The 20438-nt window shown below is 61.3% G+C and carries 17 protein-coding genes; 6 read left to right on the forward strand and 11 right to left on the reverse strand.

The genetic code is table 11. The features are described from left to right. Nucleotide 1: 1 nt before the first annotated feature. From J2046_RS04245 to J2046_RS04270, 6 genes are read right to left on the reverse strand one after another with little or no spacing between them, the layout of a single operon-like run. Complete coding sequence (locus J2046_RS04245; protein ID WP_210049839.1) at nt 2-1597, reverse strand: GMC family oxidoreductase; 1596 nt, start codon at nt 1595-1597, stop codon at nt 2-4. 12 nt (nt 1598-1609) lie between these two features. After that, on the reverse strand, nt 1610-2608 hold the full coding sequence (locus J2046_RS04250) for a branched-chain amino acid ABC transporter permease (protein WP_210049840.1): 999 nt from the start codon (nt 2606-2608) through the stop codon (nt 1610-1612). A 1-nt stretch (nt 2609) separates the two neighbouring features. After that, nucleotides 2610-3497 carry a branched-chain amino acid ABC transporter permease gene (locus tag J2046_RS04255; RefSeq protein ID WP_210049841.1) on the reverse strand — a complete coding sequence of 296 codons (888 nt, stop codon included), beginning with the start codon at nt 3495-3497 and terminating at the stop codon, nt 2610-2612. 3 nt (nt 3498-3500) lie between these two features. Further along, nucleotides 3501-4202, reverse strand: a complete 702-nt coding sequence (locus tag J2046_RS04260) for an ABC transporter ATP-binding protein (RefSeq protein WP_210049842.1) — start codon at nt 4200-4202, stop codon at nt 3501-3503. Between the two features lies 1 nt (nt 4203). Continuing rightward, nucleotides 4204-4986 carry an ABC transporter ATP-binding protein gene (locus tag J2046_RS04265; protein ID WP_210049843.1) on the reverse strand — a complete coding sequence of 261 codons (783 nt, stop codon included), beginning with the start codon at nt 4984-4986 and terminating at the stop codon, nt 4204-4206. After that, the gene (locus J2046_RS04270; RefSeq protein WP_037154701.1) at nt 4986-6203 is read right to left on the reverse strand and encodes an ABC transporter substrate-binding protein; all 1218 of its coding nucleotides are present in this window, start codon (nt 6201-6203) and stop codon (nt 4986-4988) included. The genes J2046_RS04265 and J2046_RS04270 overlap by 1 nt, the downstream gene beginning before the upstream one ends. Before the next feature lie 199 nt (nt 6204-6402). On the opposite strand from J2046_RS04270, the gene J2046_RS04275 reads away from it, so the two are divergent. Continuing rightward, nucleotides 6403-7392: a LysR family transcriptional regulator gene (locus J2046_RS04275; protein WP_210049844.1), complete on the forward strand. Its 990-nt coding sequence runs from the start codon at nt 6403-6405 to the stop codon at nt 7390-7392. Here J2046_RS04275 and J2046_RS04280 read toward each other — a convergent pair. Genes J2046_RS04280 through J2046_RS04290 form a run of 3 tightly spaced genes read right to left on the reverse strand, consistent with a single transcriptional unit; the run spans nt 7338 to nt 12334 of the window. Next, a complete protein-coding gene (locus tag J2046_RS04280; RefSeq protein WP_210049845.1) occupies nt 7338-10502 on the reverse strand; it encodes an efflux RND transporter permease subunit in 3165 nt (1054 codons plus the stop codon). The genes J2046_RS04275 and J2046_RS04280 overlap by 55 nt on opposite strands. Nucleotides 10503-10534: 32 nt before the next feature. Then, nucleotides 10535-11692: an efflux RND transporter periplasmic adaptor subunit gene (locus J2046_RS04285; protein ID WP_210049846.1), complete on the reverse strand. Its 1158-nt coding sequence runs from the start codon at nt 11690-11692 to the stop codon at nt 10535-10537. Nucleotides 11693-11731: 39 nt separating this feature from the next. Further along, nucleotides 11732-12334, reverse strand: a complete 603-nt coding sequence (locus tag J2046_RS04290; protein ID WP_210049847.1) for a TetR/AcrR family transcriptional regulator — start codon at nt 12332-12334, stop codon at nt 11732-11734. Nucleotides 12335-12520: 186 nt separating this feature from the next. Between J2046_RS04290 and J2046_RS04295 the strand changes: the two genes are divergently transcribed. Both J2046_RS04295 and J2046_RS04300 read left to right on the forward strand, forming a co-directional pair. Further along, nucleotides 12521-14461 carry a hybrid sensor histidine kinase/response regulator gene (locus J2046_RS04295; protein ID WP_210049849.1) on the forward strand — a complete coding sequence of 647 codons (1941 nt, stop codon included), beginning with the start codon at nt 12521-12523 and terminating at the stop codon, nt 14459-14461. A 54-nt stretch (nt 14462-14515) separates the two neighbouring features. Continuing rightward, nucleotides 14516-14818 (forward strand): BON domain-containing protein, encoded by a 303-nt coding sequence (locus J2046_RS04300; protein ID WP_210049851.1) that lies wholly within the window; start codon nt 14516-14518, stop codon nt 14816-14818. A gap of 203 nt (nt 14819-15021) precedes the next feature. Here the strand turns inward: J2046_RS04300 and J2046_RS04305 are convergent, their stop codons facing one another. Then, nucleotides 15022-17364, reverse strand: coding sequence for a glucose/quinate/shikimate family membrane-bound PQQ-dependent dehydrogenase (locus tag J2046_RS04305; protein WP_210049852.1), 2343 nt, complete (start codon nt 17362-17364; stop codon nt 15022-15024). 177 nt (nt 17365-17541) lie between these two features. Here J2046_RS04305 and J2046_RS04310 point away from each other — a divergent pair, with 177 nt between their 5' ends. Next, the gene (locus tag J2046_RS04310; RefSeq protein WP_210049853.1) at nt 17542-18177 is read left to right on the forward strand and encodes a UdgX family uracil-DNA binding protein; all 636 of its coding nucleotides are present in this window, start codon (nt 17542-17544) and stop codon (nt 18175-18177) included. Between the two features lie 2 nt (nt 18178-18179). Continuing rightward, a complete protein-coding gene (locus tag J2046_RS04315; protein WP_210049854.1) occupies nt 18180-18908 on the forward strand; it encodes a glutathione S-transferase in 729 nt (242 codons plus the stop codon). A 4-nt stretch (nt 18909-18912) separates the two neighbouring features. Here J2046_RS04315 and J2046_RS04320 read toward each other — a convergent pair whose 3' ends face one another. Continuing rightward, entirely contained in the window at nt 18913-19419 is a 507-nt protein-coding gene (locus J2046_RS04320; protein ID WP_325169724.1) for a sigma-70 family RNA polymerase sigma factor, read from the reverse strand. Between the two features lie 156 nt (nt 19420-19575). Between J2046_RS04320 and ku the strand changes: the two genes are divergently transcribed. Continuing rightward, entirely contained in the window at nt 19576-20436 is an 861-nt protein-coding gene (gene ku, locus J2046_RS04325) for a non-homologous end joining protein Ku (protein ID WP_411828460.1), read from the forward strand. Nucleotides 20437-20438 lie beyond the last annotated feature (2 nt).

Below are 20438 nucleotides of genomic sequence, written 5' to 3' on the forward strand. Positions count from 1 at the left end.
TTTAACGGTTATCCGCCAGGATCATCTCCGCCGCCTTTTCGGCGATCATGATCGTCGGCGAATTGGTGTTGCCGGATGTTATATTGGGCATGATCGAGGCGTCGGCGATACGAAGTTTTCCGAGCCCACGCATTTTCAGACGCGGATCGACCACGCTTTCCGGGTCTGCGCCCATTCGCGCCGTGCCGACCGGGTGGAAGATCGTCGTGCCGATATCACCCGCCGCCTTTTCGAGGTCGGCATCGGTCTCGAAGGACGGGCCGGGCTTGTATTCTTCCGGATGGTAACGCGCGAAGGCGGGCTTCTTGACGATATCGCGGGTGAGCCGGATTGCCCTCACCGCGATATCTCGGTCGCCGGCGGTAGAGAGATAATTCGGATGAATGCCGGGGGCGGCTGCGAAATCCGGGCTCTTGAGATGCACCGAGCCGCGGCTTTCGGGACGCAGGTTGCACACACTCGCGGTCATAGCCGGGAAGGCATGGACGGGATCGCCGAACTTGTCGAGCGAGACGGGCTGGACATGGTATTCGAGATCCGGCGTCTCCCTGTCCGGACCGGATTTCGTAAAGATGCCGAGCTGGCTCGGCGCCATGGACATCGGCCCGGAGCGCTTGAATGCATATTCCAGCCCGATCGCCGCCTTGCCGATCAGGCTCGACGCCTTTTCGTTGAGCGTCGGAACGCCGGTGACCTTGTAGACCATGCGCAATTGCAGATGGTCCTGCAGGTTCTCGCCGACGCCGTTCACCTCCTTGACCACCTCGACGCCCGCCTTTTGCAGCACCTCGCCGCGGCCGACGCCGGAGAGTTCGAGGATATGCGGACTGCCGATCGCCCCGGCGCTGAGCACGGTTTCCTTCCTCGCATGGGCTTTCTTCGTCACGCCGTCGTGCTGGAATTCGACGCCCTTCACCTCGCCGTTCTCGATGATCAGGCGGCGCACATGCGCCTTGGTCAGCACGGTGAGGTTCGGCCGCTTCATCGCGGGCTTGAGGAAGGCCTTCGACGCATTCCAGCGAATACCGGAACGCTGGTTGACGTCGAAATAGCTGGAGCCCTCGTTATTGCCGCGGTTGAAGTCGTCGATGATCGGGATTCCGGCCTCTTCCGCCGCCTGCTGGAAAGCGTCGAGCACCGCCCAGCGGACGCGGGCTTTTTCGATCCGCCATTCGCCGCCGGCGCCGTGCATCTCGTCGGCGCCCTTGTAGAAATCCTCCGATTTCCTGAAGATCGGCAGGACATCGTCCCAGCCCCAGCCGGTGCAACCCATCTGCCGCCAGAGGTCGTAGTCTCGCGCCTGGCCGCGCATATAGATCATGCCGTTGATCGAGGAGCAGCCACCGAGGATCTTTCCGCGCGGATAGGAAAGCGAGCGGCCGTTGAGGCCTTCCTCCTTCTCGGTCGTGAAACACCAGTCGGTGCGCGGGTTGTTGATGCAATAGAGATAGCCGACCGGAATATGCACCCAGTGGTAATTGTCTTTGCCGCCAGCTTCGATGATCAGGACGCGGTTATCCGGGTCTTTCGAGAGGCGATTGGCCAGGACGCAGCCGGCGCTGCCCGCACCGATGATGATGTAATCGTAGTTTTCCATGGCTTTGACCGTTCAGCGCCGATGCTCGAAACCAAGCTTCCGGCCGAGCCGGGAGGCGTAGAATTCTCCGATAATGCCCCGCCGGAAGACGAGGACGCAGACCATGAAGACGACGCCGGTGATAATCGTCACCGGGAATTCCGACGTCGCCAGATAGTTCTGCAGCGTGACGACCAGGCCGGCACCGAAGATCGGGCCGATCAGCGTGCCAATGCCGCCGAGAAGCGTCATGAGGATCACCTCGCCGGACATCTGCCAGGCGACGTCCGTCAGCGTCGCGAACTGGAAGACCAGCGCCTTCAGGCCGCCGGCAAGCCCGGCAAGCGCCGCCGACATGACGAAGGCGCCGAGTTTGTAACGCGCGACGGAATAGCCGAGCGAGGTGGCGCGCGCCTCGTTCTCGCGGATCGACTTCAGGATCATGCCGAAGGGCGAGTTGATGAAACGCCAGATGACCACCATGCCGATCAGGAACACGGCCAGCACGAAGTAATACATGTTGCTTGACTGGTTGAGGTCGATGAAGCCGAAGAGATGGCCGCGCGGCACGGACTGGATGCCGTCCTCGCCCTGGGTAAACTCCGCCTGCAGGCAGAAGAAGAAGAACATCTGCGATAGCGCCAGCGTGATCATCGCGAAATAGATCCCCTGCCGGCGGATCGCCACGTAACCCATGACGAGGCCGAGCAGTGCTGCACCGACGACGCCGGTCAAGACGCCGAGTTCCGGCGGAAAGCCCCATTCCTTCACCGCGTGGGCGGTGAAATAGGCGGCGCCTCCGAAGAAGGTGGCGTGCCCGAAGGACAAGAGCCCCGTATAGCCGAGCAGCAGGTTGAAGGCGCAGGCAAAGAGCGCGAAGCATAAAAGCTTCATCAGGAAGATCGGGTAGAAGAAGGCCGGCGCAACGACGAGGAAGGCGAGCCCGGCGATCAGGAAGGCGGCATAGGTCACCGAGGCCGTGGTTGACCGTTCGGGGTGCCGTTTGACGGTGCTTTGAGTAAGGTCGGTCATGTTACGCATCCCGTCCGAAGAGGCCGGCAGGCCTCAGGAGAAGCACGATCGCCATGATGACGAAGATGACGATATTCGAGGCCTCCGGATAGAACACCTTGGTCAGACCCTCCGCAATGCCGAGCATGTAGCCGGTCAGGATGGCGCCCATGATCGAGCCCATCCCGCCGACGACGACCACCGCAAAGACGACGATGATGATGTTCGAGCCCATCAGCGGCGAGACCTGGTAGATCGGTGCGGCGAGCACCCCGGCAAATGCGGCGAGCGCGGCGCCGAGCCCGTAGGTGAAGGTCAGCAGCATCGGCACGTTGACGCCGAAGGCCTGCACCAGCACCGGGTTCTCGGTGGCGGCGCGCAGATACGAGCCGAGCTTGGTCTTCTCGATCAGCAGCCAGGTGCCGATGCAGGCGACGAGCGATACAACCACCACCCAGCCGCGATAGATGGGCAGGAACATGAAGCCGAGATTCGTGCCGCCGGCAAGTTGCGACGGCACCGAATAGGGCTGGCCGGCCGCACCATAGAGATAGCGGAACGTGCCCTCGATCGTCAGCGCCAGCCCGAAGGTGAAGAGCAGTCCGTAAAGCGGATCAAGCTTGTAGAGCCTGGACAGCATCGTCCGTTCGATCAGCGCCCCGAACAGGCCGACAATCAGCGGACCAAGGACCAGCGCGAACCAGTAGTTGATCCCGAAATACTGGAGCAAGAGCATCGCGACGAAGGCGCCGAGCATGTATTGCGCGCCGTGAGCGAAGTTGATGACGCGCAGGAGGCCGAAAATGACCGCAAGCCCGAGGCTGAGCAGCGCATAGAACGAACCGTTGATCAGGCCGATCAGGAGTTGCCCGAGAAAGGCCTGGAGCGGTATGCCGAAGATCATCACCATCCGTCAGACTCCAAGCACCTTGTGCAGCATGTCCATGCGGTCGGGCAGTTCGCCCACCGGGAAATCCGCGACCATCTTACCATGCTCCATGAGATAGAAGCGATCGGCGACACGGCTCGCGAAGCGGAAATTCTGCTCCACCAGAAGCACTGTCATGCCGCGCTCCTTCAGTTTCTTCAGCACCTCGCCGATACGCTGGACGATGACGGGCGCCAGCCCCTCGGTCGGTTCGTCGAGGATCAGCAGTTTGACGCCGGTGCGCAGGATACGGGCGATTGCCAGCATCTGCTGCTCGCCGCCGGAGAGTTTTGTACCGGGGCTGGAGCGGCGCTCCTGAAGATTCGGAAAAAGCGCGTAGATCTCGTCCAGTGTCATACCGCCTTCGGCAACGACCGGCGGTAGCATGAGGTTTTCCTCGACGGTCAGCGTCGAGAAGATACCGCGCTCCTCCGGTACGAAGCCGAGGCCGGCATGCGCGATGCGATGCAGCGGCACGGAAAACATGTCCTTGCCGGCAAAGCGGATTTCGCCCTTCCGCTCGCGGATAATCCCCATGATGGTCCTGAGCGTCGTCGTCTTGCCGACGCCGTTGCGGCCGAGGATGGTAATGGTCTCGCCCTCGCCCACCGTCATGTCGACGCCATGCAGCACATGGCTTTCGCCGTACCAGGCATTGAGGTTGGAGACTTGCAGCAACGGCGTCATCTCAGGTCTCCTCCGAGCCCATGTAGGCCAGCCGCACCCTCTCGTCCTGGCTGACGGTCGCGTAATCGCCTTCCGCGAGGATTTCGCCGCGCTGGAGCACCGTGACGTGGTGGCAGATGTCGGCGACGACCGAAAGATTGTGCTCGACCATCAGCACCGCACGGGTCTTCGCCACCTCGCGGATGATGTTGGCGACCGTGCCGATATCCTCCTGCCCCATCCCGGCCATCGGCTCGTCGAGCAGCAGGACCTTCGGATCGAGCGCGAGCGTCGTGGCGATCTCCAGCACGCGCTTGCGGCCATAGGAAAGGTCGGCAGCGAGCGCATTGCGTTCGCGTTTGAGACCGACGGTCTCGATCAGTTCGTCGGCCCGCGCGTTCAGTCGGTCGAGCGAGGAGAGCGGCAGCCAGAACTGTGTGGAAAGGCCGTTCGGCCGCTGCAATGCTACGCGCACGTTGTCGAGCACCGAAAGATGCGGAAAGACGGCGGAAATCTGGAAGGAACGCACAAGGCCCATGCGCGCCACCTTGTCCGGCGGCGTGCTGGTGATGTCTGTGCCGAGCAGCGTGATCGACCCCCCCGTCGGCTGCAGGAACTTGGTGAGCAGGTTGAAGACGGTCGTCTTGCCGGCCCCGTTCGGGCCGATCAGCGCGTGGACGCGGGCATGCTGGACGTCGAGATCAACCTGTTTCACCGCCGCGAAGGCGCCGAAGTGTTTCGTGAGGCCGCGGGCGGAAAGCACCACCCGCGGCTCTTCATGCGTTGCTATCGCGGCGAAAGCCATTACTTCACCAGCTCGCAGCCGCTCTTGGCAGGATCCATATAGGCTTCCTTGCCGGGAATCGTGGCGAGCACGTTGAAGTAATCCCACGGCTCCTTGCTGTCGGCGGGCTTCTTCGCCTGCAGCAGATACATGTCGTGGATCATCCGGCCGTTCGCGGCAACCGTACCGCCGCGCGCGAAGAAATCGTCGACCGGCATTTCATGCAGCGCCTTGGCGACGGCGTCCGTATCATCCGTGCCGGCTTTCTCGATGGCTTTCAGATACTGCGTCACCGCCGAATAGGTGCCGGCATGAACCATGTTCGGCATCTTCTTGGTGCGCTCGAAGAACTTCTTGCCGAAAGCGCGGCTCTGGTCGTCGAGGTTCCAGTAATAGCCCTCCGTCATCGTCAGCCCCTGCGCGGCTTCAAGGCCGAGACCATGCACTTCGGCAAGCGTGAAGAGGAGCGCGGCAAGGTTCTGACCGCCGGCGGTGATGCCGAACTCAGCCGCCTGCTTGATGGCGTTCGAAGTGTCGAGGCCGGCATTGGCAAGACCGATGACCTTGGCGCCCGAGGACTGCGCCTGCAGGAGGAAGGACGAGAAGTCGGTGGTCGCCAGCGGATGGCGGACCGCGCCGACGACCTTGCCGCCGTTCGCCTTGACGAAGTCGCTGGTCTGCTGTTCCAGCGAGTAACCGAAGGCATAGTCGGCGGTCAGGAAGAACCAGGTGTCGCCGCCCTGCTTGACGAGCGCGCCACCGGTGCCGACCGCAAGCGCATGGGTGTCATAGGCCCAGTGGAAGCCGTAGGGGCTGCATTGCTTGCCGGTGAGGTCGGTGGTCGCCGCCCCGGTGACGATGTCGATCTTCTTCTTTTCCTTGCCGATTGCCTGCACGGCCAGCGCGACGGAAGAAGTCGTCAGTTCCATGATCGCATCGACCTGCTCGGTATCGTACCACTGGCGGGCGATATTGGAGGCGATATCAGGCTTGTTCTGATGGTCGGCATCGACGATCTCGATCGGAGCGCCGAGCACCTTGCCGCCGAAATCCTCCACCGCCATCTTCGCGGCCTCCACGGAGGACTTGCCGCCGAAATCCGCATAGACGCCCGACTGGTCGTTCAGGATGCCGATCTTGACCTTGCCGTCGGATGCGCTTTGCGCAAACGCGATACTGCTTGCAAGCCCAGTGCTTGCAAAAAGGACAGCCAGAGATGTCAGAAGTGTCTTGCGCATGATTTCTCCTCCCAGAGAGTGTGCCCACAGAAAGTACCCGGAGATTTTCCCAAAGTGTCTGTTCAAAATTGATGAGCTGCCCTCCTCAAAGCAGCCATTCCAATCCCATGGTTCTCGAAAACTGCTGTTGACGCAAGCAGGGACCTGCAATTAATTGCAAACAGTATCTGTGCATTTTTGAACAGATTAAGGATTCGACTTGTCTGCCAATGCGAACTTTACTTGGGATGACCTGCAATATTTTCTGGCCGTGGCGCGCACGGGGCAGCTTTCGACCGCCGCCAGGCAGCTGCGCACCAGCCATGCGACGGTTTCACGCAGGATCGACCGGCTGGAATTTTCCCTCAAGGTGAAACTCTTCGAGCGCAATCCGCGCGGCTATGTGCTGACCGGCATGGGCCAGCGCTTCATCGAGGCGGCGGAGCGGATCGAGGCGGAGGCGGACCGGCTGCAGGCCGACATCACCTCCGGCACGACCGCGCAGCGCGGCGTCGTCAGGCTCAGCACGCCGGAAGGGTTCGCGAATTTCTTCTTCGCCGACAAGATCCGCAATTTCTGTGACGGCCACCCGAACATCACCCTGGAACTGGTGACGATCCAGCAGATCATGTCGCTGTCGCGCAAGGAGGCGGATATTGCCGTCTCCCTCGATCCGCCGAAGGACGGACCGTATCTGACGGAAAAGCTCACCGATTACAGCCTCAACGTCTACGGATCGAGGGCCTATCTTTCCGGGGCGGCTCCGATCCGCAACCGGCAGGATCTCCTGAGCCATCCCTTCATCGGCTATATCGAGGACATGATCTTCGTGCCGGGGCTCGACTATCTGGGTGAGGTCCACCCCGGCATCAAGGCGCGCTTCCAGAGCTCCAGCATCTTCGCGCAGCTCACCGCGACGCTGAACGCGCTCGGCCTCTGTGTGTTGCCGCATTTCATCGCCCGCTCCTATCCGGACCTGCAGATCGTATTGCCGGACGAAGTGGAGATCAGGCGGAACTACTGGCTGGTCTGCCATCGCGACCTGAGTCATGTGCCGCGGGTGAGAATGGTGACGGATTATATCTTTCAATCCGTCCGCGCCAATCAGGACGCCTTCCTCAGGAGTTACCAGGCTCCCGAGGAAGGCGCGCGACGTTATTCGGCCGCCATGGGCAGGGGCGTTTCACGGCTTTCGAACAAGTCGCCCTGATTGGCCGGCTGGCGGTCGCCCTTGTCGTCTTCGTCCTTCTTCTCGCGGCCGAAGAAGAGCGCATAGCCAGCCGGCAGTACGAAGATGGTCAGCACCGTGGCGACCAGGATGCCGCCCATCATCGCATAGGCGAGCGGCCCCCAGAAGACGCCGCGGGAGATGGGGATCAGCGCCAACACCGCCGTCATCGCAGTCAGCATGATCGGCCGGAAGCGCCGGACAGCCGCCCCCACGATCGCTTCCGAGCGTGCCATGCCGGCGGCGATATCCTGGTCGATCTGGTCGATGAGGATGATCGAGTTGCGGATGATGATGCCGAGGAGCGCGATGACTCCGAGGATCGCCACGAAGCCGAAGGGTGCGCCGGTGATGAGCAGCGCCATGGCTGCACCGATGATACCCAGCGGACCGGTCGCCAGCACCAGCATGGCCTTGCCGAAATGCTGGAGCTGCACCATCAGGAGCACCAGGATCACCAGCAGCATGATCGGCGCCTTGGCAGCGATTGACGCCTGACTTTCGGCAGAATCCTCGGCGCCGCCCTGGATCTCGATCTTGTAGCCGGCAGGCAGGCTGGCGCGCAGATCGGCGATCGAGTTGTAGAAGTTGAGCGCCATCTGGGTCGACTCGACGCCGTCCGGCAACGTCGCCTTGACGGTGATCGTCGGCAGGCGGTCGCGGCGCCACTCGATGCCCTGTTCCAGCACCGGCTCGACCTTGGCGATCTGCGAGACGGGGACGAAACCGCCGAAATCCGTCGGGACATAGACCGACTGCACGGCGGACAGCAGGCTGCGCGTCGCATCCGGCTCGCGGACGACGATCGAAACCGTCTCCTCGCCGTCGCGGAAATCATCGATCGGTGCACCCGAGACCGCCGTCTGCAGCATCTGTCGGACACGCTGCGAGGAAACACCGAGCGCCCGGGCGCGATCCTGGTCGATGACCAGCTTCATGGCCGGCACCGGTTCCATCCAGTCGTCATGGATCGAGCCGAACAGCGGCTGCTGGTGATAGCGTTCCTTGACCTGGTCGGCGATGCGGCGGACCTCAGCCTTGTCCGGCCCTATGACGCGCATCTGCACCGGCCAGCCGGTCGGCGGGCCGAGGAAGAGACGATCAACCTTGCCGCGCACGGTCGGGAAATCCTCCGCCAGGATCTGGCGCAGCTTGACGATCAGCCTCTCTCTTGCGTCCACATCCTTCGACATGACGAGGAGCTGCGCATAATTCGGGTTCCGGAGTTGCTGGTCGAGCGGTAGGAAGAAGCGCGGCACGCCTTCGCCGATATAGGTGGCGACGAAAGTCTTGTCCTGATCGGGCAAGATCTTGGTTTCAAGCGCCTTCGCCTGCCGTTCCACTTCCTCGATCGCGGTTCCTTCCGGCAGCCACATGTCGACCAGGATTTCCGGCCGCGAGGACTGCGGGAAGAAGCTCTGCGGGATGAACTGGAAGGACCAGAGGCTCCCGAAGAAGGCTGCGAGCGTCAGGACGAGCACGATGATCCGGTGGCGCACCGCCCAGCCGACCGTGCTGCGCAGGCGGTGGTAGAAGCGCGTGTCATAGGCATCGTGATGGGTGCCGGCATGCGCCCGCTGCTTGAGGATCATGTAGCCGAGCCAGGGGGTGAAATAGACCGCCACGAACCAGGAGGTGACGAGCGCGATGCCCACCACATAGAAAAGCGTGCGGACATATTCGCCGGCGGTGGATTCGGCAAAGCCGACCGGGATGAAGCCGGCGGTGGTGATCAGCGTGCCGGTCAGCATCGGAAAGGCAGTGGACGAATAGGCGAAGCTCGCCGCATCAATGCGATGCAACCCTTCCTCCAGCTTGCGTTCCATCATCTCGACAACGATCATCGCGTCGTCGACGAGCAGCCCGAGCGCGATGATCAGCGCGCCGAGCGAGATGCGCTGCAGCTCGATGCCCATGTAATACATGATGGCGAGCGTCGCCGCGAGCACGAGGGGGATTGCGATCGCGATCACGATGCCCGAGCGCCAGCCGATCGAAATCAGCGAGACGATCAGGACGATCACGAGGGCTTCCATCAGCGCCTTGGTGAATTCGCCGACGGCTTCGGTCACCACCTCCGGCTGGTTGGAAATCTGGTGCACCGAAACGCCGACCGGCAGCGTCTCTTCGAAGCGGTGATAGGTTGCCTCGATATCGTGACCGACATCGGTGACCTTGAACCCGTTCGCCATGACGACGCCAAGCTGCACACTGTCCTGGCCGTCGAAGCGGAACTTGCGCTGGAAGGGGTCCTCGAGACCTTCCTTCACGGTCGCTATGTCGCCGAGCCGGATCACCTGGCTGCCGGCGCGCAGGCGAAGTTCCCGGATGTCTTCGGGCGTCGTGACATCGCCTTCGACAGAGATGCGAACCGAGCGCTCGGCGGTCTCCACGCTGCCGGCCGGATCGACATTGTTCTGGCCGGCAAGCGCATTCTGGATGTCGACGACGGTCAGGCCGCGTTCAGCCAGCGCCTTTGAGGAAACGTCGATGAAGATCTTCTGCGGCTGGTCGCCGAGAATGACCGCCTTCTCGACGCCCGGCGTGGCAAGCAGCATGTCGCGTGCCTGAATGGCAAACTGCTTCAGCTCCGGATAGCTGTATCCCTCGCCGACGATCGCGTGCATCGTGATGAACGTGTCGCCGAATTCGTCGTTGAAATAGGGGCCGAGCAGGCCGGAAGGCAAATCCTGCCTTATATCGCCGATCTTCTTACGCACCTGATAGAAGGCGTCGGCCACTTCCGCGGAATTCGTATCGCCCTTGACCTGCACGGTCGTGATCGCAAAACCGGCGCGGGTATAGGACTTCACCCAGTCGAGATGCGGCGTTTCCTGAAGCTTGCGCTCGATCTTGTTGACGACCTGGTTCTGCATGTCGTCGATCGAGGCGCCGGGCCAGATGGACTGCACGACCATGACGCGGAAGGTGAAATCCGGGTCCTCCTTCTGGCCCATGTTCATGACGCCGAGCACGCCCATGGCGATGATAAGGCCGAAGAGGAAGCGGGCAATGCTCGGATGGCCGATCGCCCAGCGGGACAGGTTGAACCTGGCCTTTTCCGGAGGATTGTCCTGATGGGAGGAGCTCATGGTCGTGGTCCTTTAGGGCCGGGTTCTTGAAATCAGGGCATAACCGACGCGGTGCTGATGCTGGTGGCGCTGCCGAATCGGGAGGCAACTGCTTCCGGCAGCTTCACCTTCATGTCTTCACGCATGAATTGCGTGCCCGCCGAGACGACGAGGTCGCCTTTCGAAAGTCCTTCGGAAATGCGCACGCCGTCATCGGAGAAATCGGCGACGGTCACCGGGCGCGAACCCACCATCCCCTTTTCACGATCGACGATCCAGACAACCGACTGGCCGCCCTTCTTGGCAAGAGCCGCAAGCGGAATGGACCAGGTCGGCGCGGCATTGTCCTCGACAGCCTCGATCGTCGCGGTCATGCCGAGAAGGACGCGCGGGTCGTCCGGCAGGCTGACGCGGATGGCAAAGGTTCGCGACTGCGGATCGGCGCTACCTGCGATTTCCCGAACCTTGCCGTTGAGTACAAGGTCGGCCGCCGACCAGAAGCGCGCCTTGACCGTCTTGCCGGGGCTGAACTTGGCGACGTCCATTTCCGGAACGGCGATCTGCACTTCCTTGTCGCCATCGACGGCGACGGAAATGACCGGCGTGCCGGTGCCGACAACCTGGCCGATATCGGCGCTGACGGCGGTGACGATTCCGTTCTGGTCCGACTTGAGCTCGGTATAGGCGACCTGGTTACGCGCCTCCTGCAAAGCCGAAACCGCCGACTGGCGGGAGGATACAGCCTGGTCATAGGCAAGCGTCGCCTGTTCCATGGCCGATTGGGAGGCGACGTTCTTGGAATAGAGGCTGTCGGCCCGGCGCTTGGCGAGCTCGGTGATCTCCGCCTGCTTCTGCGCGGCGGCGAGATCGGCCTCGGCGCGGCGGACGGCGAGCTGGTAATCGGTCGCATCAAGCCGCGCAAGCACATCGCCCGGCTTGACCGGCTGACCGATATCTACCAGCCGCTCGGTAATCTTGCCGGCGACACGGAAGCCGAGATTCATCTCCGTGCGCGGCTTGACGGAGCCGGAATACTCAACCTTCCGGCCCTGATCGGCGGCAGAGACCTCGATCACCTTGACAGGCCGAACCACCTCTGGCGCTTCGGCCTTCTTCTCGTCCGAGCAGGCCACCAGCGCACCGAGCGCGGTCGCAACAACGAGGCCTTTGACGAGAAACGAGACATCACGTCTGGTCTTCACAAGAAACATGGCGCCGCACTCCTGATGGCGGGATTTCGATAAGGGCAGTTATTTCAAGGCACGCAGGCCGAATTCCACGAGATCTTCCGGCTGCCCGATCTGCCTTTCGAGCAGGCAATCGGCGATCAACATCGGATGGCACAGCTTCACCATGCACGACATGAAGTTCTCGGCCGCCAGCAGCGGGTTCTGTTCCCGGAATTCACCGGCATCGATGCCTTCCCGGATCAGGTCGGCGATCAGCAAGCGGAGGCGGTCCAGATGCTGCTGGATCACCGGCCATTGCTGCTCGATGGCGATCACCACCATCTCGTGCACCTTCTTCTCGTCGAGCATGGTCTCGAGGGTCAGCCGATGCTGCTGCAGGACGTGATCGTGCAGGCGCTCCGTCGCGCTCACCGGCCGCTTCGCATTGGCCACAGCCATCTGATAGCTGCCGTCGAGCATGCGGTTCGCCAGCGCCTGGTGAATATCCGCCTTTGACGAGAAGAAGCGGTAGATATTGGCCGGCGACATCCCGAGATCGCGGGCGATATCGGCGACATTGGTCTTGGTATAGCCGTAGTGCTTGAAGAGGCGTTCCGCCGCATCGAGGATGCGACTGACGTTCTCCTGCCTCGTCGCCTCTATGGTATTTTCACTGACTTCCATGGATTGACGGCTTTCACTTAACGACTGACGATTTTCATTTTTCGTCATTCGTAAAGCGAAAACTATCATCTGTCAACCTTGAACCGAGCGGCTACACTGTGACGAAAAATCATCTTTACTGGGAACCAAATGTTATAATTCACGTTTGGGCGTGTTGAACCGCGTTCGGCGGGCCCGGGGAATTGGATGAGCATGCCGCAAAGCTACGACGTTTCGCTACTTGATGAGGAGCGCTATCGGCTTCTTGTTGATGCGATCACCGATTATGCCATCTATATGCTCGCCCCTGACGGCAGGGTGGCGAGCTGGAACCCGGGGGCGCAGCGCTTCAAGGGCTACGAGGCGTGGGAAATCCTCGGAGAGCACTTTTCCTGTTTCTACACGAATGAAGACCGCCTCGCCCAGGTACCCGAAAACGCCTTGCGGACGGCGGCGACGGAAGGACGCTTCGAAAGCGAAGGCTGGCATGTTCGCAAGGATGGCACTCGCTTCTGGGCGCATGCCATCATCGATCCGATCTGGGGCCGGTCCGGCGAGATCCTGGGCTTCGCCAAGGTCACCCGCGATCTGTCGGAGCGCAAGCGGGCGGAAGTCGACCTCAGGCAGAGCGAGCAGAAGTTCCAGCTCCTCGTGCAGAGCGTCACGGACTACGCGCTCTACATGCTCGATCCGGAAGGTTATGTCAGCAACTGGAATATCGGGGCCGAGCGCATCAAGGGATATAGGGCCGAGGAGATCGTCGGAAAGCATTTCTCGCAATTCTATACGGAAGAGGACCGCGAGCGCGGCGAGCCGGCAAAAAGCCTGGAAACCGCCAGGAGAGAAGGACGCGTCGAGAGGGAGGGGCTGCGACAACGCAAGGACGGCAGCCGCTTCTGGGCCCATGTGATCATCGATGCCATCCGCAACGAGCATGGCGAACTCCTGGGCTTTGCCAAGATCACCCGCGACATCACGGATAAGGTCGAAGCGCAGAAGGCACTCACCCAGGCTCGCGAGGAGCTTTTCCAGGCACAGAAGATGGAGGCCATCGGCCAGCTGACCGGTGGCGTCGCGCATGACTTCAACAATCTTCTGATGGCTGTCCTCGGCAGTCTGGAAATCCTGAAAAAACGCCTGCCGAATGATCCGGCTCTGATGCCGTTGATCGACAATGCCATCCAGGGCGCCGAGCGTGGTGCCGCACTGACCCAACGCATGCTCGCCTTCTCGCGTCGGCAGGAACTCAACATGGAAGCCGTCGACGCACAGGCCCTGATGAACGGCATGATGGATTTCGTACAACGGTCCCTCGGCGCCGATACCAGGATCGAGACCCACTTCCCGCCCCAGCTTCCCCCGGTCATGACCGATCCCGTACAACTCGAAACCGCACTTCTCAACCTTGTCGTCAATGCCCGCGACGCAATGACGAACGGCGGTCTGATCACCATCCATGCCGAGGAACATGTTGTAGACGGAGGGTCGGAAAAGCTGAAGCCCGGCCGTTACGTCCGGCTTTCGGTCGCAGACACCGGCGAAGGGATGGATGAGGAAACGCTGGTCCGGGCGACGACGCCTTTTTTCACTACCAAGGGTGTCGGCAAGGGAACAGGACTTGGCCTTCCGATGGTCCAGGGTTTGTCCGAGCAATCGGGTGGCAAGCTCGTGATCCAAAGCGAGAAGGGCAAGGGCACCACGGTTTCGCTCTTCCTGCCCGTCGCAGACGCAAATGACACCCCGCAATTTTCAGAGACCTCCATGCCCTCACCCGCCGAGGCCCCCAAGGGTGCCTTCACCATCCTCGCCGTGGATGACGACGCCCTGGTCCTCATGAATACGACGCTGATGCTGGAGGATCTGGGGCACGTGGTGATCGAAGCCTATAGCGGTGCAGAGGCGCTGGACACGCTGCGCAAAGGGGAGCGTCAATTCGATCTCGTCATCACCGACCATTCCATGCCGCGCATGACCGGTTCGGAATTGGCGGCCGCCATCCGCGAAGAGTGGCCCGGGCTGCCGGTCGTGCTTGCAACCGGCTACGCGGAACTGCCCACCGGCGGTGACAACCGTCTGCCGCGGCTGCCGAAGCCTTTCTCGCAAAATCAGCTTCAGGACGTCATCGCTTCGGTCCTCGGCACCTCCTGAAACCAATTTGCCGGAACAAACGTTGTTTTCCCATCGGAAACGGGAGAACGACAGATGGTCTTCAAACATCAGCATTTTCATGAGACGACCGCCGAAGTGGAAGTGGAATTTCCTCCCCGTGCGGCGCTTGAAAGCGCGGTCGCCGATGCACTGGCTTCGGCCGGCGGCGTCGACGCAAGCGACGTGACCGTGACGGCGCAAGGCGGCGAGGTGACGCTTGGAGGCGTGGTCCAGGTTCCGGAAGAAATCAGCCGGGCCGACGAGGTGGCCCGCGGCGTACCCGGCGTCACGACGGTCCGCAACGAGATTCGCTCTATTGCTCCTTCCTTCTTCAATGACGCACCAAGGCCGCTGTAACCTGCTGAGGCTTCTATGGAGTGATGATGTAGGCAATGCGTTCCCTCTTCTCCCCAGCGGGGAGAAGGTGGTCCGAACCGGATGAGGGGGGCGAAGCCAAATGAGCTGGCGATGAGTTTGTCGCGTGTGCACCCCCTCATCGCCTCGCTTTGTTCGGTTCCCCATATGCAGTTGCCTGACCTCTAGGGAAAAGTGAACAACAATCAGCGCGGCAGCGCGTAGGCGATCACGTAATCGCCGGGTTTGGTTCCGATCGAACCGTGGCCGCCGGCGACCATCACCACCAATTGCCGGCCGTCGTCGATTGCGTAGGTCATCGGCGTAGCCTGACCGCCGGCCGGAAGTCGTGCCTTCCACAATTCCCGGCCGTTGGTGAGGTTATAGGCACGCAGATAATTATCGACTGCTGCACCGAGAAAGGCGACGCCACCCTTGGTGATGATCGGCCCGCCGATGCCGGGCACGCCGACCTTGAAGGGCAGCGGCAGCGGCGTCATGTCGTAGACCGTACCGTTGCGGTGCATGTAGGCGATCTTGCCCGTGCGCAGGTCGGCGCCTGCCACGTAACCCCAGGGCGGCGCCTGGCAGGGAATCTGCAAAGGCCCCAGGAACGGCCCCATATAGACGCCGTAGGGCGCACCTTCGTTGCGGTTGAGCCCCTGCTCGCTGCCCCTCTCGCCCTGTCCCTTCGGCGGGATTTCCGCGCGCGGCACGAGCCGCGAGGTGAAGGCGAGATAAGTCGGCATGCCGAACATCACCTGGCGTTCGGGATCGACCGCGACGCTGCCCCAGTTGAACGTGCCGAAATTGCCTGGATAGACGATCGTGCCTTTGAGAGAGGGCGGCGTATAGCGGCCCTCGTAGTTGTACTGGTGATACCAGATACGGCACACCATCTGGTCGAACATGGTGATGCCCCACATGTCCTTTTCTCGCAGCGGCTGCGGCTTGAACGTCAATGCGGAGGTCGGCTGCGTTGGCGCCGTGTGATCCTCGGGGATGGCACCACCCGGCGCCGGCTCCTCGGTGACCGGAATAATCGGCTCCCCCGTACGCCGGTCGAGAACATAGATGTCGCCCTGCTTGGTCGGCCCGACCAGCGCCGGCACGACCGTATTGTCCGGCATGGTGAGATTGAGGAGCACCGGCTGGGCCGGAACGTCCATGTCCCAGAGATCGTGATGCACCGTCTGGCGCACCCAGCGATCTGCGCCGGTATTCAGGTCGAGGGCCACGATCGAGGAGGAATATTTCTCGACGTTTTCGCTGCGCCCCATGCCGAGTTGGTCGGGCACCTGGTTGCCGAGTGGGATATAGACGAGGCCGAGTTCCTCATCGACGCTGAAGACGGACCAGCTGTTTGGCGAATTGGTCGTGTAGGTTTGCCCCGGCTGGAGCGGTTGCGTCTGGGTGGGGTTGCCGGAATCCCAGTTCCAGATGAGTTGCCCCGTATTCACGTCATAGGCGCGGATGACGCCGGACTGTTCCTGTGTGGAATAGTTGTCGTTGACCGCACCGCCGATGATGATCTTGTTGCCTGCGATAGCCGGCGGTGAGGTCGAGTAATAATAGCCTGCAGGATTGTACTGCATGCCGGTTTCGAGATGCAGCGTGCCGCTGTCTGCAAAGGACGCGCAAACCTCACCGTTTGCAGCATCGAGCGCAATCAGCCGCGCATCCGAGGTGGGCAGGTAAACCCGTTCGGCGCAGGGCGAACCGGGAGCCGTCGCCTGGTCTCGATAATAGCTGACCCCGCGGCAGGTCTGGTGCTGGCGGTCCGGGTTCATGCCGGAATTCGGATCGTATTTCCATTTCTCCTGACCGGTCGTCGCATCGAGCGCAATCGCCAGATTGTGCGGCGTGCAGAGGTAAAGCGTATTGGCGACCTTCAGCGGCGTCACCTGATAGGTCGTTTCGCCCACATCGTCCGGCCGCTTCACGTCGCCCGTCTGGTAGCGCCAGACCTCCTGGAGATTCGCGACGTTCTCGACATTGATCTGGTCGAGCGGCGAATAACGCTGGCCGTAGGGTGTACGGCCGTACTGGTGCCATTCGCCGGGCGGCACGTCGCCCCCCATTTCGGGGGCTGCGGCGACGGACTGCTCCGGCAACTCGCCACTCTGATCCAGCGGATCGATGAACATCGAGAAGATCGCCACCGCAATGGCGATGACGACCGCAAGCGCCAGCGGCGTGCTGCTTGCGCCGTAGCGCATACCGGTCGGGCTTGAGAAACCGAGCGGCCTGCGGATCCAGGGCGTCAGCAGCCAGATACCCAGCAAAATGATGACACCGCCGCGCGGACCGAGTTGCCACCAGTCGAACCCGACCTCCCAGACCGCCCAGACCAGCGAGGCGAGTATGAGGACGGCATAGACCCGGAGGGCAATGGCGTGTCTGAGAAACAGAAGAATGGCAGTCAGTACGAAACCGAGACCGCAAATCAGATAATAGGCACTTCCGCCGAGCAGCACCAATTGCCCGCCCCCGACGGCCAGCGCGATCCCGATCAGCGTGAAGAGGATCGCGGTAATCTTAATGGCCATAGTGAAATCCCGTCCGTGAAAACAGTAAAGCGAGGCGCGCGGGAACCCTGCGACACCTTTGCGCTTTCAACACGGGTTTTGCCCAAAAGTTCCAATGGATATTGGACAACCTTTTCCGTCGACTTCCGGAACCGCCGGACATCGAACTGGTTTGGCGCCCATGAAGGGAGTTCCGTCATGTTGACGTCGCGCAAGGGCCCCGCCTTCGAGACAACCGGTGCAGAAGGCTCAAGCATTTCCAGGGTCAGGGAAGAGGCGGAAAGCTGCACCCGTTGCGATCTCTACAAGAGCGCCACTCATCTCGTCTTCGGAAAAGGGCCGGCAAGAGCGAAGGTTCTTTTCGTTGGCGAACAGCCGGGCGACAGGGAAGATCAGGCCGGACAGCCTTTTGTCGGCCCTGCCGGCAAGCTGCTCGACCGGTGCCTCGAGGAGGCCGGCATCGATCGCGACATGTGTTACGTCACCAATGCAGTGAAACACTTCAAGTTCACGCTGCGTGGCAAGCGGCGCATCCATTCAAAACCGAAGACCGGAGAGGTGCAGGCCTGCGCCTGGTGGCTGGCAGCGGAATTGCGCCTCATCAAGCCGACACTGGTAGTGGCGCTTGGCGCGACTGCGCTCTATTCTCTGCTGGGCAGACAGGCAAAAGTCACGCGTGACCGCGGCAAGGTCCTGAATTCGCCGAACGGTGTGCCCATGCTTGTGACGTTTCACCCCTCGGCCTTGCTGAGGAGCCGGGATCGGGCGGATGCGGAACTCAACCGTGCCCGCTTTGTCGAGGATCTGAGGAAAATTGCCGATTTTCTGGAGTGATCATGGCTTACGAACTTTATTACTGGGACGGTCTCCAGGGGCGCGGCGAATTCGTGCGGCTGGCTTTGGAAGAGGCCGGCGCCAAATATGTGGATGTCGCCCGATCGAGCCACGGCATGTCGGCGATGATGGCGTATCTGAATGGCAAGCAAGGGTATCTGGCAATGCCTTTTGCGCCTCCCTTTCTGAAGGACGGCGATATCGTCGTCTCGCATGTGGCAAATATCCTCCATTATCTCGGGCCGAAGCTGAACCTCGTGCCCAGGGAGGAGAAAAGCCGCATCTTCATCCATGGCCTTCAGCTTACCCTGACGGATTTTGTCGCGGAAGCGCATGACACGCACCACCCGATCAGCACCACAGACTATTACGAGGATCAGAAGGAAGAGGCGAAGGCCCGCACACAGGCCTTCCTGCGGCAGAGGGTGCCGAAATTTCTGGGCTATTTCAACCATGTCATCCAGGCAAACCGGGCAAAGAACGGTCACACCGTCGGTGACGCCCTGAGCTATGCCGATCTATCGCTCTTCCAGATCGCCGAGGGGCTCGCCTACGCCTTTCCCCGTGCCATGCGGAACTTCGACAGGGATTATCCGGATGTCGCGAAGTTGCGCGACCTCGTCCGGAAGCGTCCCAATATCGAGGCTTATGTCAATTCGAAGCGCCGGCTCGCATTCAACGACTCGGGCATATTCAGGCACTATCCGGAATTGGACCAGGACCCGGCCTGATGGCTTAGGTCGTCTCTTCGCCCAATTCCTGCAGGATCTGATGCCGGGCCCGGTTGAGCCGGCTTTTGACCGTACCGACCGCGCAATCGCAGATTTCGGCCGCCGCCTCGTAGCTCTCGCCAAGAATAGCCACCAGCGTCAGCACCTCGCGATAATGCGGCGGCAGCTTCTGGAGCGCGCGCTGCACCTCCCTCGCCCGCGCGGCCATTTCCTGCGATGCGGCTACCGCCGTATCGCCCGAAACGTTTTCCTCGATTCCCGGTGCCTCACGTCCCAGCACCTTGGCGCGCGTGTAGAACGTGTTGCGCATGATCGTGAAGAGCCAGCTTTTGAGCTTGGTGCCCGGCTCGAACTTGTCGAGATTGGCGAGCGCCTTCATCAGCGTTTCCTGCACCAGATCGTCCGCATCGGTGGGATTGCGGCAGAAGGTACGGGCAAAGGCGCGGAGAGCCGGAATGAGCCTCACTATGTCTGCACGTGCGAGATCACCATTCAACTGTGATTCAGACACCGTTGCCTACCTCTCCGAAGTCTCGATGGGCGGGGATTTTGGTGGCAAACGCGCGCCTTGCGCATTTGGTTCCGCCAAGATGAACGGCCTGTTCATACTGATGACGGAACAAAGCGGCTGGCAGGCCGGTTGATAGGTTTTCACGGAGTTATGATCGTGGCACCGCGTGCGAACTGGAAAGGTTATCTCAAAATCGGGGAGCTGAGCTGCCAGGTAGGGCTTTATACGGCCGCTTCCACATCCGACCGCGTCAGTTTCCATATCATCAATCGGGAGACCGGCAACCGCGTCCACCGCCAGATGATTGATGCCGACACCGGCAAGCCAGTGGAAAGCGACGACATCGTCAAGGGCTACGAAATTTCAAGCGGCGAATACGTCTTCCTCGAACCGGACGAAGTGAAGGCGGCGATACCCGAAAGCGACAAGACGCTCGAACTCGAAACCTTCATCCCCTGCGATGGAGTGGACACGATCTATCTCGACCGCCCCTATTACTTGATGCCTGTGGACAGGCCGTCCGCCGAGGTGTTTGCGCTGATCCGCAAGGCGCTGGAAGAAAAGAGCGTCGCAGCACTGGCCCGCACGGTTCTCTTCCGGCGCCTGCGGACGTTGCTTATCCGTCCGAGCGAAAGCGGTATGATCGCCAGTACGCTCAACTATGAATACGAGGTGCGACCCGCCAAGGAAATCTTCTCCGATATCAAGGACTTCAAGATCGAGGGCGAAATGCTGGACCTTGCCGGACACATCATCGAAACCAAGCGCGGAAAATTCGACCCGACCGAATTCGACGACCGTTACGAGGCGGCCCTCGCCGAACTCGTCAGAGCGAAGATCGAAGGCCGCAAGCTGAAGAAGAAGCCCAAGCCGGAAGTCAAGAAAGTGTCGAACCTGCTTGACGCGCTCCGCCAGAGCGCCGGCGCTCCCGACAAGCGGAAGAAGACGACCGCCAAGAAGACCGCCTCCAGGGCAACCTCGCGTAAGACGACCACCCCCCAGAGAAAGGCCGGCTGATC

It is taken from the genome of Neorhizobium petrolearium, assembly GCF_017873175.1.
GTDB classification, from domain to species: domain Bacteria; phylum Pseudomonadota; class Alphaproteobacteria; order Rhizobiales; family Rhizobiaceae; genus Neorhizobium; species Neorhizobium petrolearium.

Bases quoted from the DNA above. Each gene is read 5' to 3' on its own strand.
- J2046_RS04310 (WP_210049853.1), top strand. From the start codon at position 17,542: ATGTTGACGTCGCGCAAGGGCCCCGCCTTCGAGACAACCGGTGCAGAA.
- J2046_RS04270 (WP_037154701.1), bottom strand. From the start codon at position 6,203: ATGCGCAAGACACTTCTGACATCTCTGGCTGTCCTTTTTGCAAGCACT.
- J2046_RS04250 (WP_210049840.1), bottom strand. From the start codon at position 2,608: ATGACCGACCTTACTCAAAGCACCGTCAAACGGCACCCCGAACGGTCA.
- J2046_RS04305 (WP_210049852.1), bottom strand. From the start codon at position 17,364: ATGGCCATTAAGATTACCGCGATCCTCTTCACGCTGATCGGGATCGCG.
- J2046_RS04255 (WP_210049841.1), bottom strand. From the start codon at position 3,497: ATGGTGATGATCTTCGGCATACCGCTCCAGGCCTTTCTCGGGCAACTC.
- J2046_RS04280 (WP_210049845.1), bottom strand. From the start codon at position 10,502: ATGAGCTCCTCCCATCAGGACAATCCTCCGGAAAAGGCCAGGTTCAAC.
- J2046_RS04290 (WP_210049847.1), bottom strand. From the start codon at position 12,334: ATGGAAGTCAGTGAAAATACCATAGAGGCGACGAGGCAGGAGAACGTC.
- J2046_RS04285 (WP_210049846.1), bottom strand. From the start codon at position 11,692: ATGTTTCTTGTGAAGACCAGACGTGATGTCTCGTTTCTCGTCAAAGGC.
- J2046_RS04295 (WP_210049849.1), top strand. From the start codon at position 12,521: ATGAGCATGCCGCAAAGCTACGACGTTTCGCTACTTGATGAGGAGCGC.
- J2046_RS04245 (WP_210049839.1), bottom strand. From the start codon at position 1,597: ATGGAAAACTACGATTACATCATCATCGGTGCGGGCAGCGCCGGCTGC.
- J2046_RS04260 (WP_210049842.1), bottom strand. From the start codon at position 4,202: ATGACGCCGTTGCTGCAAGTCTCCAACCTCAATGCCTGGTACGGCGAA.
- J2046_RS04265 (WP_210049843.1), bottom strand. From the start codon at position 4,986: ATGGCTTTCGCCGCGATAGCAACGCATGAAGAGCCGCGGGTGGTGCTT.
- J2046_RS04315 (WP_210049854.1), top strand. From the start codon at position 18,180: ATGGCTTACGAACTTTATTACTGGGACGGTCTCCAGGGGCGCGGCGAA.
- J2046_RS04300 (WP_210049851.1), top strand. From the start codon at position 14,516: ATGGTCTTCAAACATCAGCATTTTCATGAGACGACCGCCGAAGTGGAA.